General features: G+C 72.3%; 23 protein-coding genes. 15 read left to right on the top strand and 8 right to left on the bottom strand.

Annotated features, from left to right (window positions below; all coding sequences use genetic code 11):
- Nucleotides 1-227: 227 nt before the first annotated feature.
- Both G011_RS0121050 and G011_RS0121045 read right to left on the bottom strand, forming a co-directional pair.
- Entirely contained in the window at nt 228-506 is a 279-nt protein-coding gene (locus G011_RS0121050; protein ID WP_013152004.1) for a PspA-associated protein PspAA, read from the bottom strand.
- Nucleotides 503-1,285 carry a PspA/IM30 family protein gene (locus tag G011_RS0121045; protein ID WP_013152003.1) on the bottom strand — a complete coding sequence of 261 codons (783 nt, stop codon included), beginning with the start codon at nt 1,283-1,285 and terminating at the stop codon, nt 503-505. The genes G011_RS0121050 and G011_RS0121045 overlap by 4 nt, the downstream gene beginning before the upstream one ends.
- A 96-nt stretch (nt 1,286-1,381) precedes the next feature.
- Between G011_RS0121045 and G011_RS0121040 the strand changes: the two genes are divergently transcribed.
- The 3 genes from G011_RS0121040 (at nt 1,382) to G011_RS0121030 (ending at nt 3,849) form a co-directional block, all read left to right on the top strand.
- Nucleotides 1,382-2,053 (top strand): DUF3043 domain-containing protein, encoded by a 672-nt coding sequence (locus tag G011_RS0121040; protein WP_013152002.1) that lies wholly within the window; start codon nt 1,382-1,384, stop codon nt 2,051-2,053.
- Between the two features lie 161 nt (nt 2,054-2,214).
- The gene (locus G011_RS0121035; protein WP_026338499.1) at nt 2,215-3,219 is read left to right on the top strand and encodes an aldo/keto reductase family protein; all 1,005 of its coding nucleotides are present in this window, start codon (nt 2,215-2,217) and stop codon (nt 3,217-3,219) included.
- A gap of 267 nt (nt 3,220-3,486) precedes the next feature.
- On the top strand, nt 3,487-3,849 hold the full coding sequence (locus G011_RS0121030; protein ID WP_019610200.1) for a DUF1622 domain-containing protein: 363 nt from the start codon (nt 3,487-3,489) through the stop codon (nt 3,847-3,849).
- A 41-nt stretch (nt 3,850-3,890) separates the two neighbouring features.
- On the opposite strand, the gene G011_RS0121025 is transcribed toward G011_RS0121030, so the two are convergent.
- Nucleotides 3,891-4,097: a hypothetical protein gene (locus G011_RS0121025; protein ID WP_026338498.1), complete on the bottom strand. Its 207-nt coding sequence runs from the start codon at nt 4,095-4,097 to the stop codon at nt 3,891-3,893.
- A gap of 207 nt (nt 4,098-4,304) precedes the next feature.
- Between G011_RS0121025 and G011_RS0121020 the strand changes: the two genes are divergently transcribed.
- The 10 genes from G011_RS0121020 (at nt 4,305) to G011_RS0120970 (ending at nt 16,360) form a co-directional block, all read left to right on the top strand.
- Nucleotides 4,305-5,300 carry a bifunctional adenosylcobinamide kinase/adenosylcobinamide-phosphate guanylyltransferase gene (locus tag G011_RS0121020; protein WP_019610198.1) on the top strand — a complete coding sequence of 332 codons (996 nt, stop codon included), beginning with the start codon at nt 4,305-4,307 and terminating at the stop codon, nt 5,298-5,300.
- A gap of 137 nt (nt 5,301-5,437) precedes the next feature.
- Complete coding sequence (locus tag G011_RS0121015; protein WP_026338497.1) at nt 5,438-6,196, top strand: adenosylcobinamide-GDP ribazoletransferase; 759 nt, start codon at nt 5,438-5,440, stop codon at nt 6,194-6,196.
- A gap of 343 nt (nt 6,197-6,539) precedes the next feature.
- Nucleotides 6,540-8,039 (top strand): leucyl aminopeptidase, encoded by a 1,500-nt coding sequence (locus G011_RS0121005; protein WP_081643007.1) that lies wholly within the window; start codon nt 6,540-6,542, stop codon nt 8,037-8,039.
- Between the two features lie 138 nt (nt 8,040-8,177).
- Nucleotides 8,178-9,554 (top strand): dihydrolipoyl dehydrogenase, encoded by a 1,377-nt coding sequence (gene lpdA, locus G011_RS0121000; RefSeq protein ID WP_019610194.1) that lies wholly within the window; start codon nt 8,178-8,180, stop codon nt 9,552-9,554.
- Between the two features lie 103 nt (nt 9,555-9,657).
- Nucleotides 9,658-11,460 carry a 2-oxoglutarate dehydrogenase, E2 component, dihydrolipoamide succinyltransferase gene (gene sucB, locus G011_RS0120995; protein ID WP_081643006.1) on the top strand — a complete coding sequence of 601 codons (1,803 nt, stop codon included), beginning with the start codon at nt 9,658-9,660 and terminating at the stop codon, nt 11,458-11,460.
- Between the two features lie 303 nt (nt 11,461-11,763).
- Nucleotides 11,764-12,330, top strand: a complete 567-nt coding sequence (locus G011_RS0120990) for an NADPH-dependent FMN reductase (protein WP_019610192.1) — start codon at nt 11,764-11,766, stop codon at nt 12,328-12,330.
- 400 nt (nt 12,331-12,730) lie between these two features.
- On the top strand, nt 12,731-13,657 hold the full coding sequence (locus tag G011_RS0120985) for a TIGR01777 family oxidoreductase (protein ID WP_019610191.1): 927 nt from the start codon (nt 12,731-12,733) through the stop codon (nt 13,655-13,657).
- A gap of 10 nt (nt 13,658-13,667) precedes the next feature.
- On the top strand, nt 13,668-14,372 hold the full coding sequence (gene lipB, locus G011_RS0120980) for a lipoyl(octanoyl) transferase LipB (protein ID WP_026338496.1): 705 nt from the start codon (nt 13,668-13,670) through the stop codon (nt 14,370-14,372).
- Nucleotides 14,373-14,465: 93 nt separating this feature from the next.
- Entirely contained in the window at nt 14,466-15,419 is a 954-nt protein-coding gene (lipA, locus tag G011_RS0120975; protein WP_019610189.1) for a lipoyl synthase, read from the top strand.
- A gap of 215 nt (nt 15,420-15,634) precedes the next feature.
- Nucleotides 15,635-16,360: a DUF4191 domain-containing protein gene (locus tag G011_RS0120970; RefSeq protein ID WP_019610188.1), complete on the top strand. Its 726-nt coding sequence runs from the start codon at nt 15,635-15,637 to the stop codon at nt 16,358-16,360.
- Between the two features lie 81 nt (nt 16,361-16,441).
- Here the strand turns inward: G011_RS0120970 and G011_RS0120965 are convergent, their stop codons facing one another.
- The 5 genes from G011_RS0120965 to G011_RS0120945 form a co-directional block, all read right to left on the bottom strand.
- Entirely contained in the window at nt 16,442-16,666 is a 225-nt protein-coding gene (locus G011_RS0120965) for a helix-turn-helix transcriptional regulator (RefSeq protein ID WP_013151988.1), read from the bottom strand.
- On the bottom strand, nt 16,666-17,316 hold the full coding sequence (locus G011_RS0120960) for a DUF2975 domain-containing protein (protein WP_019610187.1): 651 nt from the start codon (nt 17,314-17,316) through the stop codon (nt 16,666-16,668). The genes G011_RS0120965 and G011_RS0120960 overlap by 1 nt, the downstream gene beginning before the upstream one ends.
- A gap of 296 nt (nt 17,317-17,612) precedes the next feature.
- Nucleotides 17,613-19,007 (bottom strand): LCP family protein, encoded by a 1,395-nt coding sequence (locus G011_RS0120955; protein ID WP_019610186.1) that lies wholly within the window; start codon nt 19,005-19,007, stop codon nt 17,613-17,615.
- A 195-nt stretch (nt 19,008-19,202) separates the two neighbouring features.
- Nucleotides 19,203-20,645 (bottom strand): LCP family protein, encoded by a 1,443-nt coding sequence (locus G011_RS0120950; RefSeq protein WP_026338495.1) that lies wholly within the window; start codon nt 20,643-20,645, stop codon nt 19,203-19,205.
- Nucleotides 20,646-20,930: 285 nt separating this feature from the next.
- Nucleotides 20,931-21,410, bottom strand: coding sequence for an RDD family protein (locus tag G011_RS0120945; protein WP_019610184.1), 480 nt, complete (start codon nt 21,408-21,410; stop codon nt 20,931-20,933).
- A 351-nt stretch (nt 21,411-21,761) separates the two neighbouring features.
- Between G011_RS0120945 and glnA the strand changes: the two genes are divergently transcribed.
- Nucleotides 21,762-23,186 carry a type I glutamate--ammonia ligase gene (gene glnA, locus G011_RS0120940; RefSeq protein ID WP_013151983.1) on the top strand — a complete coding sequence of 475 codons (1,425 nt, stop codon included), beginning with the start codon at nt 21,762-21,764 and terminating at the stop codon, nt 23,184-23,186.
- A 203-nt stretch (nt 23,187-23,389) separates the two neighbouring features.
- A complete protein-coding gene (locus G011_RS0120935) occupies nt 23,390-26,497 on the top strand; it encodes a bifunctional [glutamine synthetase] adenylyltransferase/[glutamine synthetase]-adenylyl-L-tyrosine phosphorylase (RefSeq protein WP_019610183.1) in 3,108 nt (1,035 codons plus the stop codon).
- Nucleotides 26,498-26,593 lie beyond the last annotated feature (96 nt).

Genomic DNA, 26,593 nt, shown 5'->3' with positions numbered 1-26,593 from the left:
GCACGCCACACGCGGCCTGTCGCGTACGCCCCGGACGTGCGCTCCGGGCGGGCGCGTACTCCCCCGGGCACGCGAAAGCCGCCGTGACACGTGGTCACGGCGGCCTGGAAACACGCGCGCAGGCACCGAGCGCCGCAACGGCCGACCGGGGGATCCGGCCCGCCGTGCGCACTCACCGGTCCGGACGCACCTGGACGGAGGCGGTGCGCCGGAGGGAGGACCCGGTCCTAGCCGGGGATGAGACCGTCGTCCTGGAGCATCTCCCGCACCTCTTCCATGGTGGCGTCGGCGTGCGGGAGGATGAACTGCGAGGGCTCCAGCGCGTCGGGCGGCAGCGGCCGACCGTCCTCGCGGACCCTCTCCAGGAGGTCGTGCAGGGCACGGCGGAACGTGGCCTCGTCGCCCGACTCGATCGCCGACTCCAGCGCGGAGTCGAAGGAGTTGAGCAGCTCCAGGTCGGCGTCGGTGAGGTCGAGCTGACCCTCACCCATGATGCGGACGATCACGCGCCCTCCCGGTTGCCCGTGCCGCCGGTGTTACCGGCGCCGTTGCCGCCCTCGATCTGGGGGGTGGAACCGCCGCTGCCCTGGCCGAGCTCCATCTTCATGCGCTCCAGCTCGGCCTCGACGCCGGTGGTGCTGGCCATGCGGTCCAGCTCGCTCTGGATGTCGTCCCTGGCGGTGCCGGTGACGTCGTCGAGCGCGCCGGAGGCGAGCAGCTCGTCCACGGCGCCCGCGCGGGCCTGCATCTCGGCGGTCTTGTCCTCGGCGCGCTGGACGGCCATGCCGACGTCGCCCATCTCCTCGGAGATGCCCGAGAAGGCCTCGCTGATCTGCGTCTGGGCCTGGGCGGCGGTGTAGTTGGCCTTGATGGTCTCCTTGCGCGTGCGGAAGGCGTCCACCTTGGTCTGGAGGCGCTGGGCCGCCATGGTGAGCTTCTGTTCCTCGCCCTGGAGGTTGGCGTGCTGCCCGCGCAGGTCCTCGATCTGCTGGGACAGGCCGGAGCGGCGGGTCAGGGCCTCGCGGGCGAGGTCCTCGCGCCCCTGCGTCAGGGCGGCGCGGCTCTGGTTCTCCAGCTTGCCGGACTGCTGCTCCAGCTGCTGGATCTGGAGTTCGACGCGCTTGCGGGAGGTCGCGACGTCGGCCACACCGCGCCGCACCTTCTGTAGAAGCTCAAGCTGCTTCTGGTACGAGTAGTCGAGCGTTTCCCTTGGGTCCTCGACCGAGTCCAAGGCCTTGTTGGCCTTGGACCTGAAGATCATCGAAAGTCGCTGAAACACGCTCATCGGCGTGGCCGTCCCCTTCTCGGTGCGTACATCGGCTGTTCCCAGCGGGCGCTTTGCCCAACCCTACGCGCTCTGGCCCGCGGTCGCCATAAAGCTATGACCGGCTACCCTGTGGGTGTGTTCCGACGTCGCTCCGCTTCCGCAGCCACGGATCCGGCCTCCGCCGAATCCGCCAGCCCTGAGGCCACTGAGTCCACCCAACCTAAGGGATACACGCCCAAGAAGGGTGTTCCCACCCCAAAGCGCAGGGAATCCGAGCCCAACCCCCGCCGACCGCTCAAGGCGCCCGAGACGCGCAAGGAGGCCTACCAGGCCTACCGGGACCGTCTTGACCGCCAACGCGGCAGGGGCACCGCGAGTTCCGCGATCAAGGGCGTGCCCAAGGACGAGGCCCGCTACTACCGGCAGCAGGACCTCGGCGAGGCCCGGGCGTTCGCCCGCGACTTCGTCGACTCGCGCCGCAGCGCCAGCGAGTTCTTCCTGCCGTTCTCGATCCTGATCATCGCGCTGCTGTTCATCAACATCCCGATGTTCCAGATCGGCGTGGCCTACGTCCTGTGGCCGCTGATGATGGTCACCATCATCGCCGAGGGCGTCATGGTGGGCCGCACGGTCAAGAGGCGCGCCGCCGAGTACTTCCCCGACGACCCCGCCGTCAAGGGCATCGGGATGTACGCGGCCATGCGCCAGCTCCAGTTCCGCCGCCTGCGCCTGCCCAAGCCGCGGCTCAAGGTCCGCGAGGACCCCACGCCCCGCCGCGCGCACTGACGGCTCCCACCACCGCCTCCCCGACGACGTGAGCCCGGGCCGGTCCCAGCACCGGCCCCTCACTCCCCTCCGGGCCCCCTCTCCCCTCCGCTTGGGAGCGCTTCCACTCGCACGGCGTAGAACCTCGCGAACGGGCACAATCCCCTACTAGAGTGCTCGACATGGAATTTCGGCATCTGGGCAACAGCGGTCTCATGGTCAGCGAGATCGCCTACGGGAACTGGATCACGCACGGATCCCAGGTGGAGGAGGACACGGCCAAGGCCTGTGTCCGCGCGGCGCTGGACGCGGGTATCACCACGTTCGACACCGCCGACGGCTACGCCGGGGGCAGGGCGGAGGAGGTGCTCGGCCGCGCGCTGAAGGGCGAGCGCCGGGACGGGCTGGAGATCTTCTCCAAGGTCTTCTGGCCCACGGGTGAGGGCAAGAACGACCGGGGGCTGTCCCGCAAGCACATCGTCCGCAGCGTGGAGAACTCCCTGCGCCGCCTGGGGACCGACTACCTGGACCTGTACCAGGCCCACCGGTTCGACTACTCCACCCCGCTGGAGGAGACCGTGCGGGCCTTCGAGGACCTGGTCCGCCAGGGCAAGGTCCTCTACGTCGGCGTCTCCGAGTGGCGCGCCGAGGAGATCGAGCAGGCGCTCAAGATCGCCGACGAGATGGGCTTCGACCGCATCGTCTCCAACCAGCCGAAGTACAACATGCTGTGGCGGGTCATCGAGACCGAGGTCGTTCCGCTCTCCGAGCGCGAGGGCGTCGGCCAGATCGTGTGGTCGCCGATCGAGGGCGGCGTCCTGAGCGGCAAGTACAAGCCCGGCCAGGAGCTGCCCGCCGGTTCGCGCGCCGCCGACCCCGGCGGCGGCCGCTTCCTGAGCGACCAGATGAAGGACCAGGTCATGCTGGAGCGCGTGCAGCGGCTGGAGCCGCTGGCCGCCGAGGCGGGTCTGACGCTGGCGCAGCTGGCCGTGGCCTGGGTGCTCCAGAACCCGAACGTGTCGGCCGCGATCATCGGCGCCTCCCGCCCCGAGCAGGTGGAGGGCAACGTCAAGGCCGCGGGGGTCAGGCTGGACGCCGAGCTGATGGCGCGGATCGACGAGGTCCTGGGCGACAGCGTCCAGCGCGACCCGGCGCTGACCAGGAGCCCCGAGAACATCCGCGGCTAGACGGTGTTTTTGGACCTCCGCTCCGCTTCGGTCCGTGTTCGGGCGCCCGAACCAACCCCCACGAGCTGAGGCCCGTCCGAAGAACAGACCCTAGCCACGCCTGGGCGGTGTTCGACGCCGAGGGCCCGGCCGTCCCCGGGACGGCCGGGCCCCTCCGTGTTCCCGGCCCCCTGTGCGCGGCCGCCCGGTCCGCAGCGGCCCCCGGTGTCACCCCCGCCCGACCTGGGTAGCTGCCGGTCCGCACGCACGCGGCACGGAGGGGGCTCCATGGACATCGCGCACGTCATCGAGGCGGTGGGCACCGCGGTCGACGTCACCGGGGTCGGCGTCATCGTCGTCGGGGCCCTGGGCGCGACCGCGCTGTTCCTGTACCGGTGGGTGAGCGGGCACGGGCTGGACGCGGCCTACCGGCCCTACCGGCAGGGGCTGGGCCGGGCGATCCTGCTGGGCCTGGAGTTCCTCGTCGCCGGGGACATCATCCGCACGGTCGCGGTGTCGCCCACCTTCGCCAGCGTGGGGGTGCTCGCCGGGATCGTCCTCATCCGGACCTTCCTCAGCTTCTCCCTGGAGGTGGAGCTGGAGAACCGCTGGCCGTGGCAGGGCCGCCGCTCCCTCCCCCGAACCGGCTGACCCGCCGCCGGAGGCCTTCGCGGCCCCCGGGCGGGCGGGCGCTACTCGACGGGATCCAGGGACATCGCGTAGACCTCCGTGTCGCCGTCGAGCAGGGCGACGCGTCCCACGCCGCCCTCGGCGAGCTCCTGCCAGTTCTCCCCCAGCCAGCTCTCCGCGTCGCCGCGCGAGGTGAACGACTCCGAGGGCAGGTCCTGCCCCAGCGGGTCGGCTCCGTCGGCCTCGAAGTACCGCCAGGTCCACGCCATGTTCGACCGCCCCTTCGTCACGGAGGTCACAGCGCCGGTCACCGTGATCCTGGCCCGAGCTTAACCAAGCCTTGGCGGAGGATGCTGTTTACTCTTTCGGTGCGTATCCGATTTCTCGGGACTGCCGGGCACTCGGGGTGGCCCGCCCCCCAGTGCACCTGTGCCTCCTGCAACAAGGCCCTCTCCGAGCGCCGCCTGCCCCTGCGCGTGACGGTGGACGACCGTTTCCGCGTCCGTGAGGCGGGGGTGGTCGGCCCGGTGCCGCCGGGGTACTCGGTGAGCCCCACCCCCGACGGCGTCCTGGTCGAGGGCCCCGAGGGGGGCAGGCTGATGTACGCGCGCACGGGCCCGGGGCCCCTGCCCGGCGTCCCCCCGGCGGAGGCGCGCGCCGAGGGCTCCTCCGGCTACTCCTCCGCCCGCCCCGACCAGCAGGTGGACATGGTCATCGTGGACGCCGCGCAGCGCCCGGAGGTCATCGGCGAGCTGCGCCGCTCGGGGGTGATCGGGGTGACCACGGCCGTCGTCGCGGTCGGCGGCGACCACCGCGTCCGCTCACCCGAGGAGTTCGCCCGCCGGGCCCGGCTGTGGGGCGCCCTGGTGCCGGGCGACGGGCAGGTCCTGTCGTGCCCTCCGGCGGTGTGGCCGGAGTCGCGGCCGCGCGGGCCGCACCGGACCCTGGTGACCGGGGGCGCGCGTTCGGGCAAGTCCACCGAGGCGGAGCTGCGCCTGATGTCGGAGCCGAAGGTGCTGTACGCGGCGACCGGTCCGGAGCCCGACCCGGACGCGGACCCCGGCTGGGCCGACCGGGTGGCCCGGCACGTGCGGCGCCGCCCCTGGTGGTGGCGCACCGAGCAGACCACCGACCTGGCCGCGCTGCTCAAGGGCGCCCGGGGCGCGGTCCTGGTGGACTGCCTGGGCACCTGGCTGACCCGGGTGATGGACGAGGCGGGGCTGTGGGAGGCCGGCCCCCCGCCCGACGCGGAGGAGGAGGTGGAGGCGGCGGTCCACGGGCTGCTGGAGGCCTGGCGTTCCACCCAGGCCTACGTCGTGGCGGTCACCAACGAGGTGGGGTCGGGTGTGGTGCCCGCGACCCGTGCCGGGGGGCTGTTCCGCGACCACCTGGGCCGGTTGAACCAGTGGGTCGGCGCCGAGTCCGAGGACGTGGTGCTGGTGACGGCGGGCCGCGTCCTGGAGCTGCCGTGAGCGGTGCCGCCGGTCCCCCTCCGCGGGACCCCGCGCCGGACGGGCCTCCCCCGGGGGGCTCGTCTTCGGACGGGCCCGTGCCGGGCGGCTCCCCCTCCGTCTCCTCCCGCGCCGCGGACGCGGTCGCGGGGGCCCGGATGGCGCTGGGCACGTTCACCGTGTTCCCGGTGCGCGCGGGACGGCTGGACCGCCGCGTGGCCGGGTGGGCGATGGTGTGGGCGCCCGTGCTGGGCGCGCTCCTGGGCGGCCTCACCGGAGCGGCGGCCGTGCTCGGGACGGCGGTCGGCCTGTCCGCCGCGCTGGCCGCGCTGCTGGCCGTCGGGCTGGGTGCGCTGCTGACGCGGGGGCTGCACCTGGACGGCCTGGCCGACCTGGCCGACGGGCTGGGCAGCGCGCGTCCCGCCGAGGGCGCCCTGGAGGTGATGCGCCGGTCCGACATCGGTCCGTTCGGCGTCATCACCCTGGTGATCGTGCTCGCCGCGCAGACCCTGGCCCTGGGCCAGCTGGCGCAGGTCTCGGCCGAGGCGGCGCTGACGGGCGCGGCGGCGGCCGGGGCCGCCGGGCGGCTGGCCGTGACCCTGGCGTGCACCCCGCGCGTGCCCTCGGCGCGGCCCGAGGGCCTGGGGGCGTTCGTGGCGGGGACCGTGCGCCTTCCGGGTGCACTGCTGGCCGCCGTCCCCGCGCCGCTGGTGTGCCTGGCGGGCTGGGCGCACGCGCCGGGGTTCGCGCTGGCCTGCGCGCTCGCCGTCGCGGCGGGCCTGCTGGCGGCGGGCCTCCTGCTGCGCCGGGCGGTGCGTCGGCTGGGCGGCGTCACGGGCGACGTGCTGGGCGCGCTGTCGGAGACGGCGGTGACGACGGCGCTGGTGGTGGCCGCGGCGGCCGCGGCCCGGCTGTGAGGACCGGCACGGGGATTCACGGCCCCGGTCGGCGGGCCGCGGGGCGTCCCACCAGGCGGTTTCCTACCGGACGGTAACCGCCTTGGGGGTGCCCGATGTCGTGATCATCACATTTTTTCACACAGGTTTCACGGTTCTCGCAGGAGGGAACGCGGAGTCCGCCCCGGAGACGGCCCACGACACCCTTCACCGGCGGCCAGAGGCACCCTCGCCGCGCGCGCGGGCCGGACCCGACCCCGCACACCCCCGGCTCCCGCGACCCCCCGCAGCGCCGCGTCAGGGCCCCCGCGGACCCGGGGCGCCGCGTCCCCGCCGGGCGCGCGGGGCGACTAGCATCGGGGACGTGAGCACGTCGTTGTCAGTAAATACGGAGTCCCCCAGTTCGCTCGACGCCGACGCGGTTGTCGTCGGTTACCACTCCGGAGGCGACGCTCCGGAGCCCGCGTCGGGCGCTCATGACGTCGATGCCGCCTTCTCCGGCGGTCTCGCCCAGACCCTGTCGCTCCTGGGAGCGAGCGGCGCCCCCGAGGAGGTGCACACCCTTGCCTCCCTCGGAGCCGTCAAGGCCCCGGTCGTCGTCGCGGTCGGTCTCGGCCCGGCGCCCGCCGAGGGCCCCGTCGACCCCGACATCCTGTCCCGCGCCGCCGGCGTCGCGCTGCGCTCGCTGACCTCGCGCCCCGAGGGCGCGGGCCGCGTCGTCCTGGCCCTGCCCGCCGGGACCGCCGCCGAGGCCGGCGCCGTCGCCCTCGGAGCCCGCCTGGGCGCCTACGGCTTCGACCGGTACCGCACCGCCGCCAAGGACAAGCGCGCCACCGAGCTGGTCCTGGCCAGCTCCGCCGGGGACGCCCGGGATGCCGCCGAGCGCGCCGCCGTCCTGGCCGAGGCCGTCAACCTCACCCGCGACCTGGTCAACACCGCACCGGCCGACCTGGCGCCCGAGGACCTGGCCACCACCGCCCAGGAGATCGCCCAGCAGTCCGGCCTGCGCGTCGAGGTCCTGGACGAGGCCGCCCTGTCCGAGGGCGGGTACGGCGGCCTGATCGGCGTCGGCCAGGGTTCGGCCAACCCGCCCCGCCTGGTCCGCCTGGCCCACAGCCACCCCGAGGCCACCAAGACCGTCGCCTTCGTCGGCAAGGGCATCACGTTCGACTCCGGCGGCCTGTCCCTCAAGCCCGCGGGCTCGATGGACTGGATGAAGTCCGACATGGCGGGCGCCGCCTCCGTGCTGGCCGCCATGCGCGCCATCGCCGCCCTGAACCTGCGCGTCAACGCCGTCGGCTACCTGGCCGTGGCCGAGAACATGCCCAGCGGCACCGCCCAGCGCCCCTCCGACGTGCTGACCATCTACGGCGGCAAGACCGTCGAGGTGCTCAACACCGACGCCGAGGGCCGCCTGGTCATGGCCGACGCCCTCGTGCGGGCGCAGGAGGACGAGCCCGACCTGGTCGTGGACATCGCCACCCTGACCGGCGCCCAGCTGGTCGCGCTCGGCACCCGGGTGTTCGCGGTCATGTCCAACGACGACGAGGCGCGCGACCGGATCGTCGCCGCGGCCGCCGAGGCGGGCGAGGCCTCCTGGCCGATGCCCCTGCCCGAGGAGCTGCGCGCGGGCCTGGACTCCGCGGTCGCCGACATCGCCAACGTGGCGGGCGAGCGCTGGGGCGGCATGCTCTCCGCGGGCGTCTTCCTCAAGGAGTTCATCGAGGAGGGCGTCACGTGGGCGCACCTCGACATCGCCGGTCCGTCCTTCAACCAGGGCGGACCGCACGGCTACACCCCGAAGGGCGGCACCGGCGCGGGCACCCGCACCCTGGTCCGCATCGCCGAGGAGTACGCCGGATAGCACCCGCCCAGGGGGCGGCCTCCCGAGCCGGAGCGCCGCCCCTCCCGGCAACCGCGGCCGCGCACACCCTCCCTCCGCCCACGCGGGGCCCGGCCGCGGCCACCACCCATCACCAGCCACAACAAGGAGTTCGTTCCCGTGAGTGAGAGCGGCGGCACCTTCGACCTCGTCGTCCTTGGCGGCGGCAGCGGCGGCTACGCGGCGGCACTGCGCGCCGCGGAGCTGGACATGAGCGTCGTCCTGATCGAGAAAGACAAGCTCGGCGGCACCTGCCTGCACCGCGGCTGCATCCCCACCAAGGCCCTGCTGCACTCGGCCGAGGTCGCCGACTCCGCCAAGGAGAGCGAGAACTTCGGGGTCAAGGCCACGTTCGAGGGCATCGACATCCAGGCCGTGCACACCTACAAGGACAAGGTGATCGGCGGCCTGTTCAAGGGCCTGACCGGCCTGGTCAAGTCGCGCAAGATCACCGTCGTCGAGGGCGAGGGCAAGCTCACCGGCAAGGACGAGGTCACCGTCGACGGCGCCGTCTACAAGGGCCGCAACATCCTGCTGGCCACCGGTTCCAAGCCCAAGACCCTGGGGCTGGACATCGACGGCGAGAAGGTCATGACCAGCGACCAGGCCCTCAACCTGGACCGCGTGCCCGAGTCGGTCATCGTCCTGGGCGGCGGCGTGATCGGCGTGGAGTTCGCCAGCGTGTGGCGCTCCTACGGCGCCGACGTCACCATCGTCGAGGCCCTGCCGCACCTGGTGCCGGTGGAGGAGGAGTCCAGCTCCAAGCTGCTGGAGCGCGCCTTCCGCAAGCGCAAGATCAAGTACGAGCTGGGCACCCCGTTCGAGTCGGTCAAGACCACCGACTCCGGCGTCACCGTCACCCTCAAGGGCGGCAAGACGCTGGAGGCCGAGGTCCTGCTGGTGGCCATCGGCCGCGGGCCGGTCTCGGAGGGCCTGGGCTACGAGGAGCAGGGCATCACCCTGGACCGCGGCTTCGTCCAGGTGGACGAGAACCTGCACACCGGCGTGGGCAACGTCTACGCCGTGGGCGACCTCATCCCCACCCTCCAGCTCGCCCACGTCGGCTTCGCCGAGGGCATCTTCGTCGCCGAGCACATCGCCGGGCAGAACCCGCCCGCGATCGACTACGACGGCGTCCCCCGCGTCACCTACTGCGAGCCCGAGGTCGCGTCCGTGGGCCTGACCACCAAGGTCGCCAAGGAGCGCGGACACGACGTCGTGGAGATGAACTACAGCCTCGCGGGCAACGGCAAGAGCCAGATCCTGCAGACGCAGGGCGCGGTGAAGGTCATCGCCGAGAAGGACGGCCCCGTACTGGGCGTCCACATGGTCGGCAGCCGCGTCGGCGAGCTGATCGCCGAGGGACAGCTGATCTACAACTGGGAGGCCCTGCCCTCCGAGGTGGCCCAGCTGATCCACCCGCACCCGAGCCAGTCCGAGGCGCTGGGCGAGGCGCACCTCGCGCTGGCGGGCAAGCCGCTGCACGTCCACGACTGACCGCACCACCGGGGGCGGGCCGCAAGGGCCCGCCCCCGCACACATCCGCGCTGCCCATCAAGGGGTTGGGCAGAGACCGCGCCCAGATCCAACGAGGAAACCCATGCCGACTTCCGTTTCCATGCCCGCCCTGGGTGAGAGCGTCACCGAGGGCACCGTCACCCAGTGGCTGAAGAACGTGGGCGACACCGTCGAGGTGGACGAACCGCTCCTGGAGGTCTCCACCGACAAGGTGGACACCGAGATTCCCTCACCCGTCGCGGGCGTACTCACCAAGATCCTCGTCGACGAGGACGAGACCGTGGAGATCGGCGCGGAGATCGCCGTCATCGGCGGTGAGGGCGAGAGCGCCGACGACGAGGGCGGCGCCGAGCCCGCCGCCGAGGAGTCCGCGCCGGAGCCCGAGGAGACCGAGAGGCCCGAGGAGGAGGCCGCCGAGGAGCCCGAGCCGGAGCCCACCCCCGAGCCCGAGTCCGGGTCCGACGCGCAGGCCTCGTCCTCCGACCAGGGCCCGACCACGTCGGTGACCATGCCCGCCCTGGGTGAGAGCGTCACCGAGGGCACCGTCACCCAGTGGCTCAAGAGCGTGGGCGACACCGTCGAGGTGGACGAACCGCTCCTGGAGGTCTCCACCGACAAGGTGGACACCGAGATTCCCTCACCCGTCGCGGGCGTACTCACCAAGATCCTCGTCGACGAGGACGAGACCGTGGAGATCGGCGCGGAGATCGCCGTCATCGGCGGCACCGGGGACGAGCCCCCGGCCGTCTCCGAGGGCGCCGCCCCGGCCGAGGCCGAGCCCAAGGCCGAACCGGCGTCGGAGCCCGAGCCCGCCGAGGCCGAGCCCGCCGCGCCCGCCCCGAAGACCGAGGCCGAGCCCGAGCCCGCCGCGGACCGGGACAAGGACGGCGAGAGCCCGTCCGTGGACATCGGCACCCTCAGCGGCACCGGCCGCGCCTCGGGCACCGACGCCGGGACCGAGGCGTACGTGACCCCGCTGGTGCGCAAGCTCGCCTCCGAGCACGGCGTGAACCTCAGCCGCGTCAAGGGCACCGGCGTGGGCGGCCGCGTCCGCAAGCAGGACGTGCTCAAGGCCGCCGAGGAGCAGAAGGCCGACGCCGCGCGCGCCGCCGCCCCCGCGCCGTCCTCGGCCCCGCGCAAGGGGGCCACCGACACCTCCCTGCGCGGCCGCACCGAGAAGCTCACCCGCCTGCGCCTGTCCATCGCGGACCGGATGGTGGAGTCGCTGCACGTCTCGGCCACGACCACGCAGGTCATCGAGGTGGACGTCACCAAGATCGCCCGCCTGCGCGAGCACTCCGCCGAGCGCTTCGCCGAGCGCGAGGACGTGCGGCTGGACTTCTTCCCGTTCTTCGCGCTGGCCGCGGTGGAGGCCCTGCGCTCCCACCCCAAGCTCAACGCCGTGATCGACAGCGACAAGCAGGAGGTGACCTACCACGACGTGGAGAACCTCGGCGTCTCGGTGGACACCGAGCGCGGTCTGCTGGCCCCCGTGGTCAAGGACGCGGGCAAGCTGGGCCTGGGTGAGCTGGCGCGCAGGCTCAAGGACCTGACCGAGCGCGCCCACACCGGCCAGCTGGGCCCGGACGAGCTGGGCGGCGGCACGTTCACCATCGCCGAAACCGGCTGCACCGGCGCGCTGTTCGGCACGCCGATCATCAACCAGCCGCAGGTGGCCATCCTGGGCACCGGCGCGGTCGTCAAGCGCCCCGTCGTGGTCGAGGACACCGCCATGGGCGACGAGGTGATCGCGGTCCGCTCGATGGTGTACCTGTCGCTGGCCCACGACCACCGCCTGATCGACAGCGCCGACGCCGGGCGCTTCCTCCAGAGCGTGAAGGCGCGACTGGAGGAGGGCGCCTTCGAGGACGACCTGGGCCTGTAGGCCCGGGCCGCGAAGGCTCCCACACCACCCGCCGGGCCGGGTGCCGCGACGGCACCCGGCCCGGCTCGTCCTTTATTAAGGAATGTGTTGTCCGATTTGACCTCAAGACCTGTTGAGGTCCTAGCGTTGACCTGTCCCCTAGGGAGTGTTCCGCGGAGGCTTTCGAATCAGCGAAGTGCTCCAAGGAACACGACCCGAGAACCGACGGTGCGCCGCGCGGCTTCCTGAGCCGGTCCGCGCGTGCCCGCCTGACGTGCCCGCTCACGTGTGGGCCGAGACGGCACCAAAGAAGCAAGGACCCACATGGACAACCTTCGGATCGCGGTCATCCTCGGCGGAAACCGCCGGGGCCGCACCGGACCCGCCGTCTCCCGCTGGTTCGTGGACCGGGCCCGGAAGTACCCGGACCCCTCCGTGGCGTTCGACTTCCTCGACGTGGAGGACATCAGCCCGCAGGACGGCCACGGCGGCCCGATGGCCCCGGAGTCGGCGCACACGGTGGAGGCGGCCGACGGGTACGTCGTGCTGACCCCGGAGTACAACCACGGCTACCCGGGCGAGCTGAAGAGCGCCATCGACGCCGCGCGCCGTGAGTGGTTCGGCAAGGCGGTGGGCTTCGTCTCCTACGGCGGGATGTCCGGCGGCCTGCGGGCGATCGAGCAGCTGCGGTCGGTCTTCTCGGAGCTGCACACCGCCACGATCCGCGACACGGTCAGCCTGCACAACGCGCAGACGATGTTCGGCCCCGACGGGGCCCCGGTGGTGGACATGTCGTCCGCGGAGGCCGCCGTGGAGCGGATGCTGCGCCAGCTGGCGTGGTGGGCGCTGGCCCTGCGCGAGGCCCGGGAGCGGCGCCCCTACCCCGGTTAGGGGCTGACCGGCTGAGGGGCCCGCGGGCCCCCTGACGCACCCGTGGCCCGCGGCCTCCTCGGAGGCGGCGCGGAGCCCCGCGGCGGGAAAGTGGACGGGGCGGCGCCTCTCGGCGCCGCCCCGTCTTTCTACCCCACCAATCACCATCCCCTGATGATCCCCATCATCAAAGGTCTGTGGTCGGGGACGCGGCAGTCAGCCCGACAGCGCGTCGCCCACAGTAGCTCCGCGTTGACGCGGAGTTCCTGTCCCACGTTCAAACTAGAAGACCGAGGGCCCCTCGCGCAGCTCTTTCGAGGAAAAAGCCGAAGAAAAACCGGGCGGGTGTCCTCCGTCGTCCGTTTGGTGTGTCTTCACGCGCGAGGACCGCCCTCCTTCGGGTAGACCCAGGACCATGCGAGTGGCTATCACCGGGGCGACGGGACTCATCGGCAGGGCGCTGGAGGCGTCCCTGCTCGGCGACGGACACACGGTGGTGCGCATGGTGCGCCACCTGCCGCGGGGGCGGCACCACCCGGACGTGGAGGAGGCGGAGTGGCGCCCCGAGCAGGGACGGGTGGACACCGTGGCCCTGCACGAGGCCGACGCCGTGGTGCACCTGGCCGGGGCGCCGGTCGGCCCGGCCCTGTGGACGCGGCACCGGCGCACCCTCATCCGGCGCAGCCGCGTGCGCGGCACCCGCGCCCTGTGCCAGGCCCTGGCGGGGATGTCCTCGCCTCCCCCCCGCCTGCTGAGCGCGTCGGGGATGCACTTCTACGGCGACACCGGCGGGCGGGCGGCCACCGAGGACTCCCCGCCGGGCACCGGCTTCCTGGCCGGGGTCTGCCGGGACTGGGAGGAGGCCACCGCCCCGGCCGAGGAGGCGGGCCTGTCGGTGGCGCACATGCGCACCTCGGTGGTGCTCGACCGCTCGGGCGGCATGCTGGGCACGCTGCTGCCGCTGTACCGGGCGGGGCTGGGCGGGCGTCTGGGGTCGGGGCGCCAGTACATGAGCTGGATCGCCATGCGCGACCAGATCGGGGCCGTGCGCTTCCTGCTGGAGCATCCCGAGATCACCGGCCCGGTGAACATGTGCGCGCCCGAGCCGGTGACCAACGCCGAGTTCACCAGGGCGCTGGGCCGCGCCCTGCGGCGCCCCGCCGTCCTGCCGGTCCCGGCTCCGGCGATGCGCGCGGTGCTGGGGGACTTCGCCGAGGAGACCGCGCTGATCGACATGAGGGCCGAGCCCAAACGCCTCACCAAGGCCGGTTATTCCTTCGCGCTGCCCACCGTGGACAGTGCGCTATCCGACATCCTGGCCAGACCCGCACAGTCCACCGGGGCGTAAGGTTGGATGTGTGAGTGATCTCGTTTACGCATGGCTGGGCGACACTCCCGTCCCGTACCACCAGGGCTGGGATCTCCAGAAGCGGCTCCACGAGAGCCGGGTCGCCGATGAGGTGCCCGACACCGTCCTGTTGCTGGAACACGAGCCCGTGTACACCGCAGGAAAGCGCACCGGGAGGTGGGATCGTCCCATCACCGACCCCGGGGCGCCCGTGGTGGACATCGACCGGGGCGGCAAGATCACCTGGCACGGCCCCGGCCAGCTGACGGTGTACCCCATCGTCCGGCTGCCGGACCCCATCGACGTGATCGCCTACGTCCGGATGCTGGAGGAGGCCATCGTCCGCACCATCGCGGAGTACGGCCTGACCGGCATGCGGGTGGAGGGGCGCACCGGGGTGTGGCTGGCCGCCGACCCCGAGCGCGGCCTCATCGAACGCAAGGTGGCCGCCATCGGCTGCCGGATCGCCCGCGGGGTCGGGATGCACGGGCTCGCTTTGAACTGCAACAATGACATGTCGTGGTACGACCGGATCGTCCCGTGCGGGATCACCGACGCCGGAGTCACCTCGCTCTCCGCCGAACTGGGGCGCGACGTGTCCGTGGCCGACGCGCGGCCCCGGATGGAACGCCACCTGGCGGACCTGCTCGGCGCGCGGGAGTACCGCCACACCGACGGCGCGGACCTGCTCTCCGGCGCCACCGCGCGTGGATGACACACCACACCATGAGCCAGTCCCCGCGGGGACGCCGAGCCCCCACGAGGGGAAGGGTCCCCGGCACGGGGCACAGAAGGGAACGGGTTCACGTTGACCATCGCTCCTGAGGGCCGCAGGCTGCTGCGCGTGGAGGCGCGCAACAGCGAGACCCCCATCGAGAAGAAGCCGCCGTGGATCAAGATCAAGGCGCACATGGGGCCCGAGTACACCGAGCTCCACTCCCTGGTCAAGAGCGAGGGCCTGCACACGGTCTGCCAGGAGGCCGGGTGCCCCAACATCTACGAGTGCTGGGAGGACCGCGAAGCGACCTTCCTCATCGGCGGCGACCAGTGCACGCGGCGCTGCGACTTCTGCAACATCGCCACCGGCAAGCCCACCGCCCTGGACCGCATGGAGCCGACCAAGGTCGCCAACTCCGTGAAGACCATGGGCCTGCGCTACGCCACCATCACCGGTGTGGCCCGTGACGACCTGGAGGACGGCGGCGCCTGGCTGTACGCCGAGACCGTCCGCAAGATCCACGAGCTCAACCCGGGCACGGGCGTGGAGCTGCTCATCCCCGACTTCAACGCCGACCCCGACCAGCTGGCCGAGGTGTTCAGCTCGCGTCCGGAGGTGCTGGCGCACAACGTCGAGACGGTGCCGCGGATCTTCAAGCGCATCCGTCCGGGCTTCCGCTACGAGCGCTCCCTCAAGGTGATCACCGAGGCGCGCGCGGACAACCTGGTCACCAAGTCGAACCTGATCCTGGGCATGGGCGAGACCCGTGAGGAGATCAGCGAGGCGATGCGCGACCTGCACGAGGCCGGGTGCGACCTGCTGACCATCACCCAGTACCTGCGCCCCTCCAAGCTGCACCACCCGATCGACCGGTGGGTCAAGCCGGAGGAGTTCGTGGAGCTGGGCCAGGAGGCCGAGGAGATCGGCTTCGCCGGTGTCATGTCCGGGCCGCTGGTGCGCTCCTCCTACCGGGCGGGCCGCCTGTACAAGCAGGCCCGTGAGAAGCGGGACGCCGAGAACGCCTCCCTGGCGAACAACGCGTAACGAACTTTCCACCCGAGTCGTGACCAAGCTGGAACGGTGGCCCGCTGGCCACCGTTCCTCAGTTACGGGCACCCGCACATATCCTGATGTGGACAGGCGCCCGTCGATGGCGCCGCGAGGCGCCGCACCCACGACGACCGCGAAGAGGAGGCAAGGCAGCCGAGGGATCTCCTTCCCCGCCGATCCGGCGTCGGCGTGAGCTGCCTGAGAGCACGATGGCGAAAAAGCCCAAGGGTTCACAGAACACGGCCCAAGGCAAGGACGGTGCCGAGAAGCAGCCGGGCCGTCTCAAGCAGATCGGCATGGTCGCCAAGGTCGTCCACCAGCAGAGTCCGCGCAGCATCCCGCTCGCGGTCACGGCGGCGGTGGTCATCCTCGCGGTGTTCGTCGGCATCGGTATCTGGACCGGGTCGTGGATCCTGTGGCCGCTGACCGGTCTGCCGGTCGCCTTCCTGGTGGGCTTCATCATCTTCACCCGCTCCGCGCAGCGCGTGCAGTACAAGATGCTGGACGGACGCCTGGGCGCGGGTATGGCGATCCTGGACAACATGCGCGGCAACTGGGTGGTCGAGCCGGGTGTGGCCGCCAACAAGCAGATGGACGTCGTGCACCGCGTGGTGGGGCGCCCCGGCGTGATCCTGGTCGGCGAGGGCGACCCCGGCCGCCTCAAGCCGCTGATCGCCGGTGAGAAGAAGCGCGTGGCCCGCGTCGCCTACGACACGCCCATCTACGACTTCAAGGTGGGCAACGGCGAGGACCAGGTGCCGGTCTCCAAGCTCCAGCGCACGCTGGTCAGGCTCCCGCGCAACCTGGACAAGGCCGGAACCGCCGAGCTGAACTACCGGCTCAAGGCGCTGCCCGCCAAGATGCAGATGCCCAAGGGGCCCATGCCCAAGAACGCCAAGATGCCCCGGGGCATGCGCGGCCAGATGGGCGGCTGACCCCGACCGGGGCCGCAGTCGGACGAGGGGGCCGTCGCACCGTCGGGTGCGGCGGCCCCCTCGCGTGTGCCCGGGTCCGGGTCACTCGGGGTCGTAGCTGATCAGGTCGCCCGGCTGGCAGCGGAGTTCGCGGCACAGGGCGGCCAGGGTGGAGAAGCGGATCGCCCTGGCCCGGTCGTTCTTGAGCACCGACAGGTTGACGACGGTGACACCGACCCGCTCGGCCAGCTGGGTGAGGGTCATACCGCGCTCGGCCAGGAGCTTGTCCAGGTGGACGCGGACGCCGGTGGCCTCCTCGGGCGGCATCAGACGAGCCCCTCGACGTCCTCGCGGAGCCGGGTGCCCCGGCGGAAGACCTCGCCGAGGGCGGCGATGACGAGGCCGACCGCGACCAGCGGGAGGACACCGCCGTCGAGGTCCAGGCTGAGGGAGAACACCACGGTGGCGTCCGTGCCCAGCGCCCGGTGCTCCAGGACGGCGCCGAGGAGGGCCTCCGCGGCCGGGACCGCGAGGGCGCCGGTGACCACCGTCAGGGCGATGGCGTACATGCGACGGACGTTCGCCGGGACGAAGGGGTCTCCCCCGTCCAGGGTCAGGACCATGCGCAGCAGCAGATAGGCGACCAGCCCCGCCGCCAGGGCGGTGAGCAGCGCGGGGGCGACCAGCATGACGCGCTCGGCCACCGAGGGGTCGTGGAAGGCGATCTCCATGCCGCCCGCCCCCTCCACGGTGACGTCGCCGCGCACGGCGACGTCCGGCGAACGCGGCACCGTGCCGGAGGGCAGGTCCCGCGTGAGCACGTTGAGGCCCGCGCTGGTGGCGGCGGGGACGAGTCCGGTGCTCCAGGCGAGCAGGAAGAGCCCGTGGACCACCTGGAAGCCCAGGAGGACGACGAGGACGAACCGGAGCAGAGCGGAGTCCGCCCTGGACCAGTCCAGGGCCTTGCGAAGGGACATGACTGCCTTTCTCTTATCGCTTTTCGATATTAACGATAAACGATAAGTCCGGGTCTGTCACATGGGGTGGCGCCGCGTCCCACCGGGGACACCGGGGAGAGGCCCCGGGGGACGGCGAAGGCTCCTCGCGCGCCGCCGGGAGCCCATCCGCCCTCCCCGCGGCCCACTCGTCCGGCGGCGCTCCCGGCACGAGGCCCCAGCGCGGCGGGAACCGTCGCCGGACCCCGCCCGGTACGGGAAAGGGCCCCGCGGGCGCCTGCACGGCGTCCACGGGGCCCCGAAGCCCTCCGGAGGGGCTACTCGCAGCTGACCTCGTCCTCGGCGGCGCTGGTGGCGCCCAGACCGGCCAGGGCGTCGCCCTCGCCGCCGGAGCCCCCTCCGCTCGTGGCCAGGCCGTCCCAGTCCTGCGCGCCCATCACCAGCTCCAGCTCCGGGCCGAGGTCGGGGACCTCCTCCAGCTGGGCCACGCTGAGCGCCGAGGCCAGCTCCTCGGCCTGCGCGAGCTGGTCGGGGCCGTGGTAGATCGTGGTGACGGCGGGGGTCCGCTCGACCGGGTCGCCCTCACCGGTGACGTTGAACCCCTGCTCGGTGAGCAGCGTCCCGACCTGGCTCGCCAGACCGGTGATGCCCGTGCCGTTGAGCACCCGCACGGACACGTCCGCGGGTTCGACGGCGGGCTCCTCCGCCTCCTCCGAACCCTCGCCGCCGCCTCCGTCGCCGCCCTCCTCCTCGGGCAGGGCGTCACCGGAGGCGACCGCGGAGAACAGCTCGTCGGCGGCGGGCTGCTGGAGGTCCAGCTTCCCGCTGTGGACGGGAGAGTCCACCACGGGGGCGGTGACCATCCGCATCCGGCCCAGGTCGACCTCGCGCATCGAGATGGCCAGCTCGGTCATCTGGTCCACGGTGAACCCGTCGTCGGTCACCAGGCTGTCGGTGACCGAGCCCATGAAGTCGTAGAGCGTGGCGGGGCTGGACATGATCTCGCCGCTGGTGACCTTGCGCAGGATGGCGCCCATCATCCGCTGCTGGTTCTCGATCCGGTTCAGGTCGCTGCCCTGCTCCGTGCTGGCCCGGGAGCGGGCCAGGCCCAGCGCCTGCTCACCGTTGAGGGTCTGCATGCCTGCGTCGAGCGTGAGGTGCGCCTTGGGGTCGTCGATCGGCTGGGGGACGCACATCTCCACGCCGCCGATGGAGTCCACGATCTCCTGGAAGCCCGCGAAGTCGACCATCACCATGTGGTCGAGGTGGATGTCGGTGACCGTCTCCACCGTGTTGCCCTGGCAGTCCATCCCGCCGTAGGTCATGGCGTGGTTGAGCTGGTCCACCGTGCCCGCCGTCACCCCGGGGTTCTCGCCGTTGGCCGGGCAGTCGGGCATCGGGACCATCAGGTCGCGGGGCATGTTGACCATCGTCACCCCGCCCTCGTCCACGTTGATGCTCACCACGACCAGCACGTCGGGGCGCACGCCGTTGACCACGCTGTACTCGGCGTTCTCCTCCGCGCGCTGGTCGGTGGCCAGCAGCAGGATGTTGTGGATGCCCTCCGCCTGGGCCGGACGGTCACCCCAGGCGTCGGTGTTGACCTCCTCGGTGGCGATGCTGAGGACGTCGCGGTAGCCCGCGTACACGGTGAGACTGGCCGCGATGAGCAGGCCGGTCGCCCCGCACGCCACCCACTGGCCGAGACTCATCTTCCCCGCCAGGGCTGAGGACGCGTTTCTGGGAGCCAAAGGGCACCTGCGATTCGGTATGGGACAAGGGCTGGTCCGGTCGGTGGGGGAGGGCGTACTGCGCGAGCGCTGACACGGACGTAACGGCCGGATGGTACCGGACGGGTACGTACCGTGTCAGATCGGAACCGGCGACCGGGTTCCGGTCACCGGCCCTCAGCAGGCGCTCTCCTGAGCCCCCGCCGCGGTGGTGCCGCCCAGGTCCTCGGTGATGGAGACCTCGGGCCCGGACGAGCCGCCTCCGCCCGCGAAGCCGTTCCAGTCCTGGCCGATGACCAGTTCCAGGGTCTGCGGGAGGTCGGCGACCTCCTCGGTGACCGCGTTCTCCAGCGAACCCGCCAGCAGTTCGGCGGCGGCCGCCTCACCCGGAGCGTAGTAGACGGTGGTCAGCTCGGGGAAGCGCACCGCGGGTTCGCCGATACCGGTGACGTCGTACCCCTCCCCCAGCAGGACGCCCTGGACCTCGCTCGCCAGGCCGGTGACACCGGTGTTGTTGAGGACCTGCACGGAGACGTCGGCGGGGGCGGGGGCCGCGTCGCCGGAGCCCTCCTCCGACTCCTCCCCCTCGTCCTCCGGCTCCTCGTCCTCCAGGTAGGCGCCGGAGTTGATCGCCGCGAACAGCTCGGAGGCGGCGGGCTGGCTCATGGCCAGCCGGTTGGCGTCGGCGGGGTGCTGGCCGTTGGGCACGGTGACGAACTGGATGCGCTCCAGGTCCACCTCGCGCATGGAGATGGCGATGTCGGTCATCGTCTCCACGGTCAGCTCTTCGTCGGTGGTCACCGAGTCGGTGACGGCGCTGAGGAAGTTGGTGATGGTCACCGGGCTGGTCATGACCTCGCTGCTGAGCACCTGGCGCAGCATGGCGCCCATGAACTCCTGCTGGCGGTCGATCCGCGACAGGTCGCTGCCGTCGCCCTGGCCGTAGCGGGAGCGCACGTAGCCCAGCGACTCCTCACCGCTGAGGGTCTGCTTCCCGGCGTCCAGGGTCAGGTGCGCCTTGGGGTCGTCCACCGGCGCGGGGATGCACATCTCCACGCCGCCGAGGGCGTCCACCATGTCCTTGAACCCGGTGAAGTCCATCATGACGAAGTGGTCCAGGTGCACGTCGGTGACCTCCTCGACGGTCTGCCACTGGCAGCCCACCCCGCCGAAGGTCATCGCCGAGTTGATCATGCCGCTGTGCGGGTTCATCCCCTCGTAGCCCTCCACGGCCTCGCAGCCGGGCAGGTCCACGACCAGGTCGCGGGGCAGGTTGACCAGCGTGGCCGCGCCGTTGTCCACGTTGATGCTGGCGATGAGCATGGTGTCGGGGCGTTCGCCCTCGGCCTCGCCGTAGTTGGCGTTGTCCCCCGACCGGACGTCGGAGCCGATGATGAGCAGGTTCATCACGCCCTCGACGCTGGTGGGCCGGTCCCAGGCGTCGGTGTCCACCTGCGCGGTGGTGATGTTGCCGACGATGCCCTGGTACCAGCCGTAGCCGCCGAGGCTGGCGATGATGGCCAGGGCGGTGACCACGCAGGCGACCCACTGCCCCGGGGACATGCGCACGGCGTGCATGGCGGCGGACGGAGGGCGGGGGGCGGAGCGTTTTCCAGCCATGCGAACCTTCGGGTGCGGCGGCGTGCGTGGGAGGCGGCCGGGTCCCCCGACGGGGACGGGGCCCACCGGTGGGAACGGGATCCGCGGCGGGGACCGGGTCCCCGCGCGGGGGCCGGACCCGATTCTCCGCGCGCGAACGGACCCCCGTGGGAGCGGGGGAGTCGAGCGCTCAGGGTTTCGGTCCGTTCCCGGGCCAAGTAATGAACGGATGTTAACAGCAGCTCGCGGGGGCCGCGCCCACGCGCGCGCCGGGCTTCCCCGCTGCCGGGGACACCCGGTGAGGCCTCAGTAGCGGGTGGCGACCGTCCCGGCGGCCCGGTCGTGCAGCCCGCGGGTGTCCCGGTCGTAGATGACGGCGGGGATGACCAGGCACAGCAGGAGTGTGCGCACCGTCATGGACACGAACCAGGGCCAGGAGCGCTCACCGGTGGCGGTGATACCCACGCCGACCAGGCGGCGGCCGACGGTGGTGCCGAAGAGCGTGAGCAGGAGGACGTTCATGACCGCGAAGACGACCAGGGCGGTGTTGCTGACCATCGGGACGGCCTCCGCCTGGCTGGCGGCGTCCGCGCCGACCAGCCCGACGCCGTAGGCCCCCCAGGCGAGCGCGAGGGACAGCATCCAGTCCAGGAGGAGCCCCACCAGGCGGCGCATCACGCCGGGCACCGAACCCGGTCCGTTCTCGGGCAGGCCGAGCCGGTTGCCCCGGTACTGGAAGTCGTCCCCGGACGCCGCGGTGGCGGAGCCCCGGCTCTCGTCGCTCATGGTTTCCACGGTATCCACCCGGCGGGAGGGACCGTACCCGGGGCGTCGGAGCGGCTGTGACCCCCCGCGCGGGAGATCATGGCGGAGGTCACACCGGGGGCCGTGGCGGGGGCCACAAACGGGGCCGCGCAGCGTCCCTTTTCGGCCCCTACAGGGCGGAATCACCGGGTCAGACCCGGTGGTCTGCGACAACAGCCGGGTCCGTAACATACAGGAAACAATCGAGACATGGCGCGGAAACCACCCGCTCCTAGCTTCGGAGACGAAGCCGGGAGACGGCGCGCGATCCGACGTGTCCGCGATGGGGCGGACCCCGGTCCACCGTCTCAGCCACCTGCACGGAGGTTCGTTTTGTTCAGCAGCGTCGACGAGGTGCTCGCCTATATCCGGGACGAGGACGTCAAGTTCCTCGACGTCCGATTCACGGACCTTTTCGGGGGCGTGAACCACGTTACCCTCCCGACCGAGAACGTCGACGAGTCGACGTTCACCGATGGCCAGATGTTCGACGGCTCGTCGATCCGCGGCTTCCAGGCCATCCACGAGTCCGACATGCTGCTGCTGCCGGACCTGAGCACCGGCGTGCTGGACCCGTTCCGCAAGCACAAGACGCTGAACATGACGTTCTTCGTCCACGACCCGCTGACCCTGGAGTCCTACAGCCGCGACCCGCGCAACGTCGCCCGCAAGGCCGAGGCCTACCTGCGCGGCTCCGGCGTGGCCGACACCGCCTTCTTCGGCCCCGAGGCCGAGTTCTACATCTTCGACGACGTCAAGTTCGAGACCCGGTCCAACACCGGCTACTACGAGATCGACTCGATCGAGGGCGCCTGGAACACCGGTTCGGCCATCGAGGGCGGCAACCGCGGCTACCGTCCCCGCTACAAGGGCGGCTACTTCCCCGTCGAGCCGGTCGACCACTACAGCGACCTGCGCTCGGACATGGTGCAGCAGCTGATCAAGTCGGGTATCGAGGTCGAGCTCCAGCACCACGAGGTCGGCACCGCGGGCCAGGCCGAGATCGGCATCAAGTTCGGCACCCTGCTCCAGCAGGCCGACAAGGTGCAGCTGTACAAGTACATCGTCAAGAACGTCGCCAACGCGGCGGGCAAGACGGCCACCTTCATGCCCAAGCCGCTCTTCGGCGACAACGGCTCGGGCATGCACTGCCACCAGAGCCTGTGGAAGGACGGCGAGCCGCTGTTCTTCGACGAGTCCGGCTACGGCCAGCTCTCGGACACGGCCCGCTACTACATCGGCGGCCTGCTCAAGCACGCCTCGGCGCTGCTGGCCTTCACCAACCCGACCGTGAACTCCTTCCACCGCCTGGTGCCCGGCTACGAGGCCCCGATCAACCTCGTCTACAGCCAGCGCAACCGCTCGGCCTGCATCCGCCTGCCGCTGACCGGTTCCAACCCCAAGGCCAAGCGCATCGAGTTCCGCGTGCCGGACCCGTCGGCCAACCCGTACCTGGCCTTCTCCGCCATGCTGATGGCCGGCATCGACGGCATCAAGAACAAGATCGAGCCGCCGGAGCCCGTGGACAAGGACCTCTACGAGCTGCCCCCGGCGGAGGCCCAGGCCATCAAGACCGTCCCGGCGTCGCTGGACGAGGCCCTGGAGGCCCTGGAGGCCGACCACGAGTTCCTGCTCGAGGGCGGCGTGTTCACCAAGGACCTCATCGAGACCTACGTGGACTTCAAGCGCACCGAGGAGATCGACTCCCTGCGCCTGCGCCCGCACCCGCGCGAGTTCGAGCTCTATTACGACATCTAAGGCGTAGACGGCAGCTCCGGGAGGGCGCGCCGCGCACTCCCCCCATCGGGGCCGGTATCCGTTCGGGTACCGGCCCCGACCCGGTTCCGGGTGCGCGGGACGGCTCGCCCCGGGTGCCGGGGACCGAACCGGTTCGGGGCACCGGGCCCGCTCACCGGCCGGACCGTTACCGTTGACACGTGGTGAGGGACGGAACGACGAACATGACGGCAGGCGCGCTCGCCAGGCGCGGTTTCAGCGACAGCACCCGGGCCCTGCGCCTGGTGGAGGAGGCCGGACTCGACGCCCGGGCCGACACCGAGGTCATCGGCTCGCTCGCGGCCGCCCCCGACCCCGACCAGGCGCTCCTCGGGCTGATCCGCATCCTGGAGTCCGACCCCGACCCCGCCGACCTCCTGGACGCGCTGCGCGAGGACCGGGAGCTGCGGGCCCGGCTGTGCCGGGTGCTGGGCACGAGTACCGCCCTGGCCGACCACCTGGTGCGCCACCCGGGCGACTGGCGGGAGCTGCGGGGCGCCGACGCCGCCCGCTCCCCCGGGCCGGAGGAGGTGCGCCGCGGCCTGTTGCACATCGTGGGCGCCGATCCCCACAGCCCCGCGCCGACCGCCGATCCGGCCGTGGTCGGCGACGGCTCGCCGGAGGACCTGCGGCACGTCCTGCGCGTGGCCTACCGCAGGCGGGTGCTGCGCCTGGCCGGGCGCGACCTGACCGGGCTGTGCACGGTGGACGAGGTCGCCGGGGAACTCGCCGACCTGGCCGCGTCGCTGCTGGACGCGTCGCTGGCGGTGGCCCGCGCCGAGCACCCCGAGGACGCCGCGCTGTGCCGCCTGGCGGTCATCGGCATGGGCAAGTGCGGCGGCCGCGAGCTCAACTACGTCAGCGACGTGGACGTGGTGTTCGTGGCCGAGCCGGCCGTGGCCGGGGAGGCGGACGAGGACGCGGGCCCGGGTTCCGGGGAGCCGGTGGACGAGCAGGCGGCGATGCGCGCGGCGACCCGGCTGGCCACCGCGATGATGCGCATCCCGGCCGAGACCGACGCCGAGGGCGCCCTGTGGGAGGTGGACCCGGCGCTGCGCCCCGAGGGCAGGAACGGCCCGCTGGTGCGCCCGCTGTCGGGGCACCGCGCCTACTACGAACGCTGGGCCAAGACCTGGGAGTTCCAGGCCCTGCTCAAGGCCCGCCCGATCGCCGGGGACGCGGAGCTGGGCCGGGCCTACATGGACCTCATCTCCCCGATGGTGTGGGAGGCGGCGGGCCGCAAGGACTTCGTGGAGGACGTGCAGGCGATGCGCCGCCGGGTGGTGGCGCACATCCCGGCGGGTGAGGCGGAGCGCGAGCTCAAGCTGGGCCCGGGCGGCCTGCGCGACATCGAGTTCTCCGTGCAGCTGCTCCAGCTGGTGCACGGGCGCACCGACGAGCGGCTGCGGTCGGGCAACACCCTGGAGGCGCTGGCCGCGCTGTCGGAGCACGGGTACGTGGGGCGCGGCGACGCGGCGGGGCTGGCGGAGGCCTACCGGTTCCTGCGGCGGCTGGAACACCTGTTGCAGCTGGAGCGGCTGCGGCGCACGCACCTGATGCCCGATCCGGCCGCCGAGGAGGGCCCCGACCAGCTGCGCCGTCTGGGGCGGGCGCTGGGGATGACCGCGAACCCGGTGCGGGAGCTGACCGAAGCGCGCCGCCGGGTGTCGTCGGAGGTGCGGCGCCTGCACGAGAAGCTGTTCTACCGGCCGCTGCTCAACGCGGTGGCCAGGCTGCCGGGCGAGGAGGCGCGGCTGTCGCCGGAGCAGGCCAGGGACCGCCTGGAGGCGCTGGGGTTCGTCGATCCGGGCGGCGCGCTGCGCCACCTGGAGTCGCTGACCTCGGGGGTCTCGCGCAGGGCGGCGATCCAGCGGACGCTGCTGCCGGTGATGCTGGGCTGGTTCTCCGACGCCCCCGACCCCGACGCGGGCCTGTTGGGCTTCCGGCAGGTGAGCGAGGCCCTGGGCACCACGCCGTGGTACCTGCGCCTGCTGCGCGACGACGTGCGGGTGGCCGAGCGGATGGCGTGGCTGCTGGGGACGAGCCGGTACGTGACGGAGCTGCTGCTGCGCGCCCCGGAGGCGGTGGCGATGTTCGACGACGACGGCGACCTGGTGCGCCGCGACCCGAAGGTGCTGGCCGGGGAGGCGGAGGCGGCGCGGCGCCGGTACGACACGGCCGAGGAGTCGGTGTCGGCGGTGCGCGCGCTGCGCCGCCGCGAGCTGCTGCGCACGGCCGCGGCCGACCTGCTGGAGGTCGCCTCGGTCCAGGACGTGGGCGCGGCCCTGACCGACATCGCCGCGGTGACCATAGAGGCGGCGCTGCGGCTGGCGCAGAACCGGGTGGTGGCGGCGTCGGGGGACGAGCCGCTCACGCGGGTGTGCGTGGTGGCGATGGGCCGGTTCGGCGGCGGTGAGCTGACCTACGCCAGCGACGCGGACGTGATGTACGTGCACGACCCCCTGCCGGGCGTGGACACGGGTGCGGCGACCAAGCAGGCGCTGGCCGTCGTGCGGGAGCTGGCGCGGCTGCTGGAGATGCCCGCGGCCGAGCCGCCGCTGAAGGTGGACACCGACCTGCGCCCGGAGGGCCGCAGCGGCCCGGTGGTGCGCACGCTGGAGTCCTACGCGGCCTACTACGGGCGCTGGTCGCAGGTGTGGGAGAGCCAGGCGCTGCTGCGGGCCAAGCCGGTCGCGGGCGACCCGCAGCTGCGGGAGGCGTTCACGAGGCTGATCGACCCGATCCGGTACCCGGAGGGCGGGATCGACTCCTCGGCGGTGCTGGAGATCCGCAAGCTCAAGGCGCGGATGGAGGCGGAGCGGCTGCCGCGCGGCGCCGACCCGACGCTGCACACCAAGCTGGGCCGGGGCGGGCTGTCGGACGTGGAGTGGGTGGCCCAGCTGATCCAGCTGCGCCACGCGCACGAGTACCCCGACCTGCGGACCACCGGCACCCTGGAGGCGCTGGAGGCGGCCGTGGCGCACGGTCTCCTGGACGCGGAGGACGGCGAGGTGCTCAGCCAGGCCTGGCGGCTGGCGTCGCGGGTGCGGGGCATGGTGATGCTGGTGCGCGGCCGGGGCGGGGACTCGCTGCCCTCGGACCTGCGGGTGCGGGCGGCGCTGGCGGGGGCGATGGGCTGCCCCGTGGACAGTGGCGGCGAGGACGAGGAGGACGGCGCGGGGGAGGGCGCGGAGTCCGTGCGGGAGGGTCCGGCCGAGCAGTTGACGGAGACCTACCTGCGCGCCACGCGTCGGGCGAGGGCGGTGATGGAGCGCGTCTTCTACGACGACTGAGGGTGGTTCCCGGCCTCCGGGCGGGCCGCGGTGCGGTCGGGGCCCGGTGCGGTTAGGACGCGATGCGGACGCGGGCCGCGGGCCGCGGTGCGGACG

The sequence above is a fragment of the Nocardiopsis sp. CNS-639 genome (assembly GCF_000381685.1).
GTDB lineage: Bacteria > Actinomycetota > Actinomycetes > Streptosporangiales > Streptosporangiaceae > Nocardiopsis > Nocardiopsis dassonvillei.
Note: the sequence above shows the minus strand (reverse complement) of the source record. Positions and strands in the feature narration are given on the sequence as shown.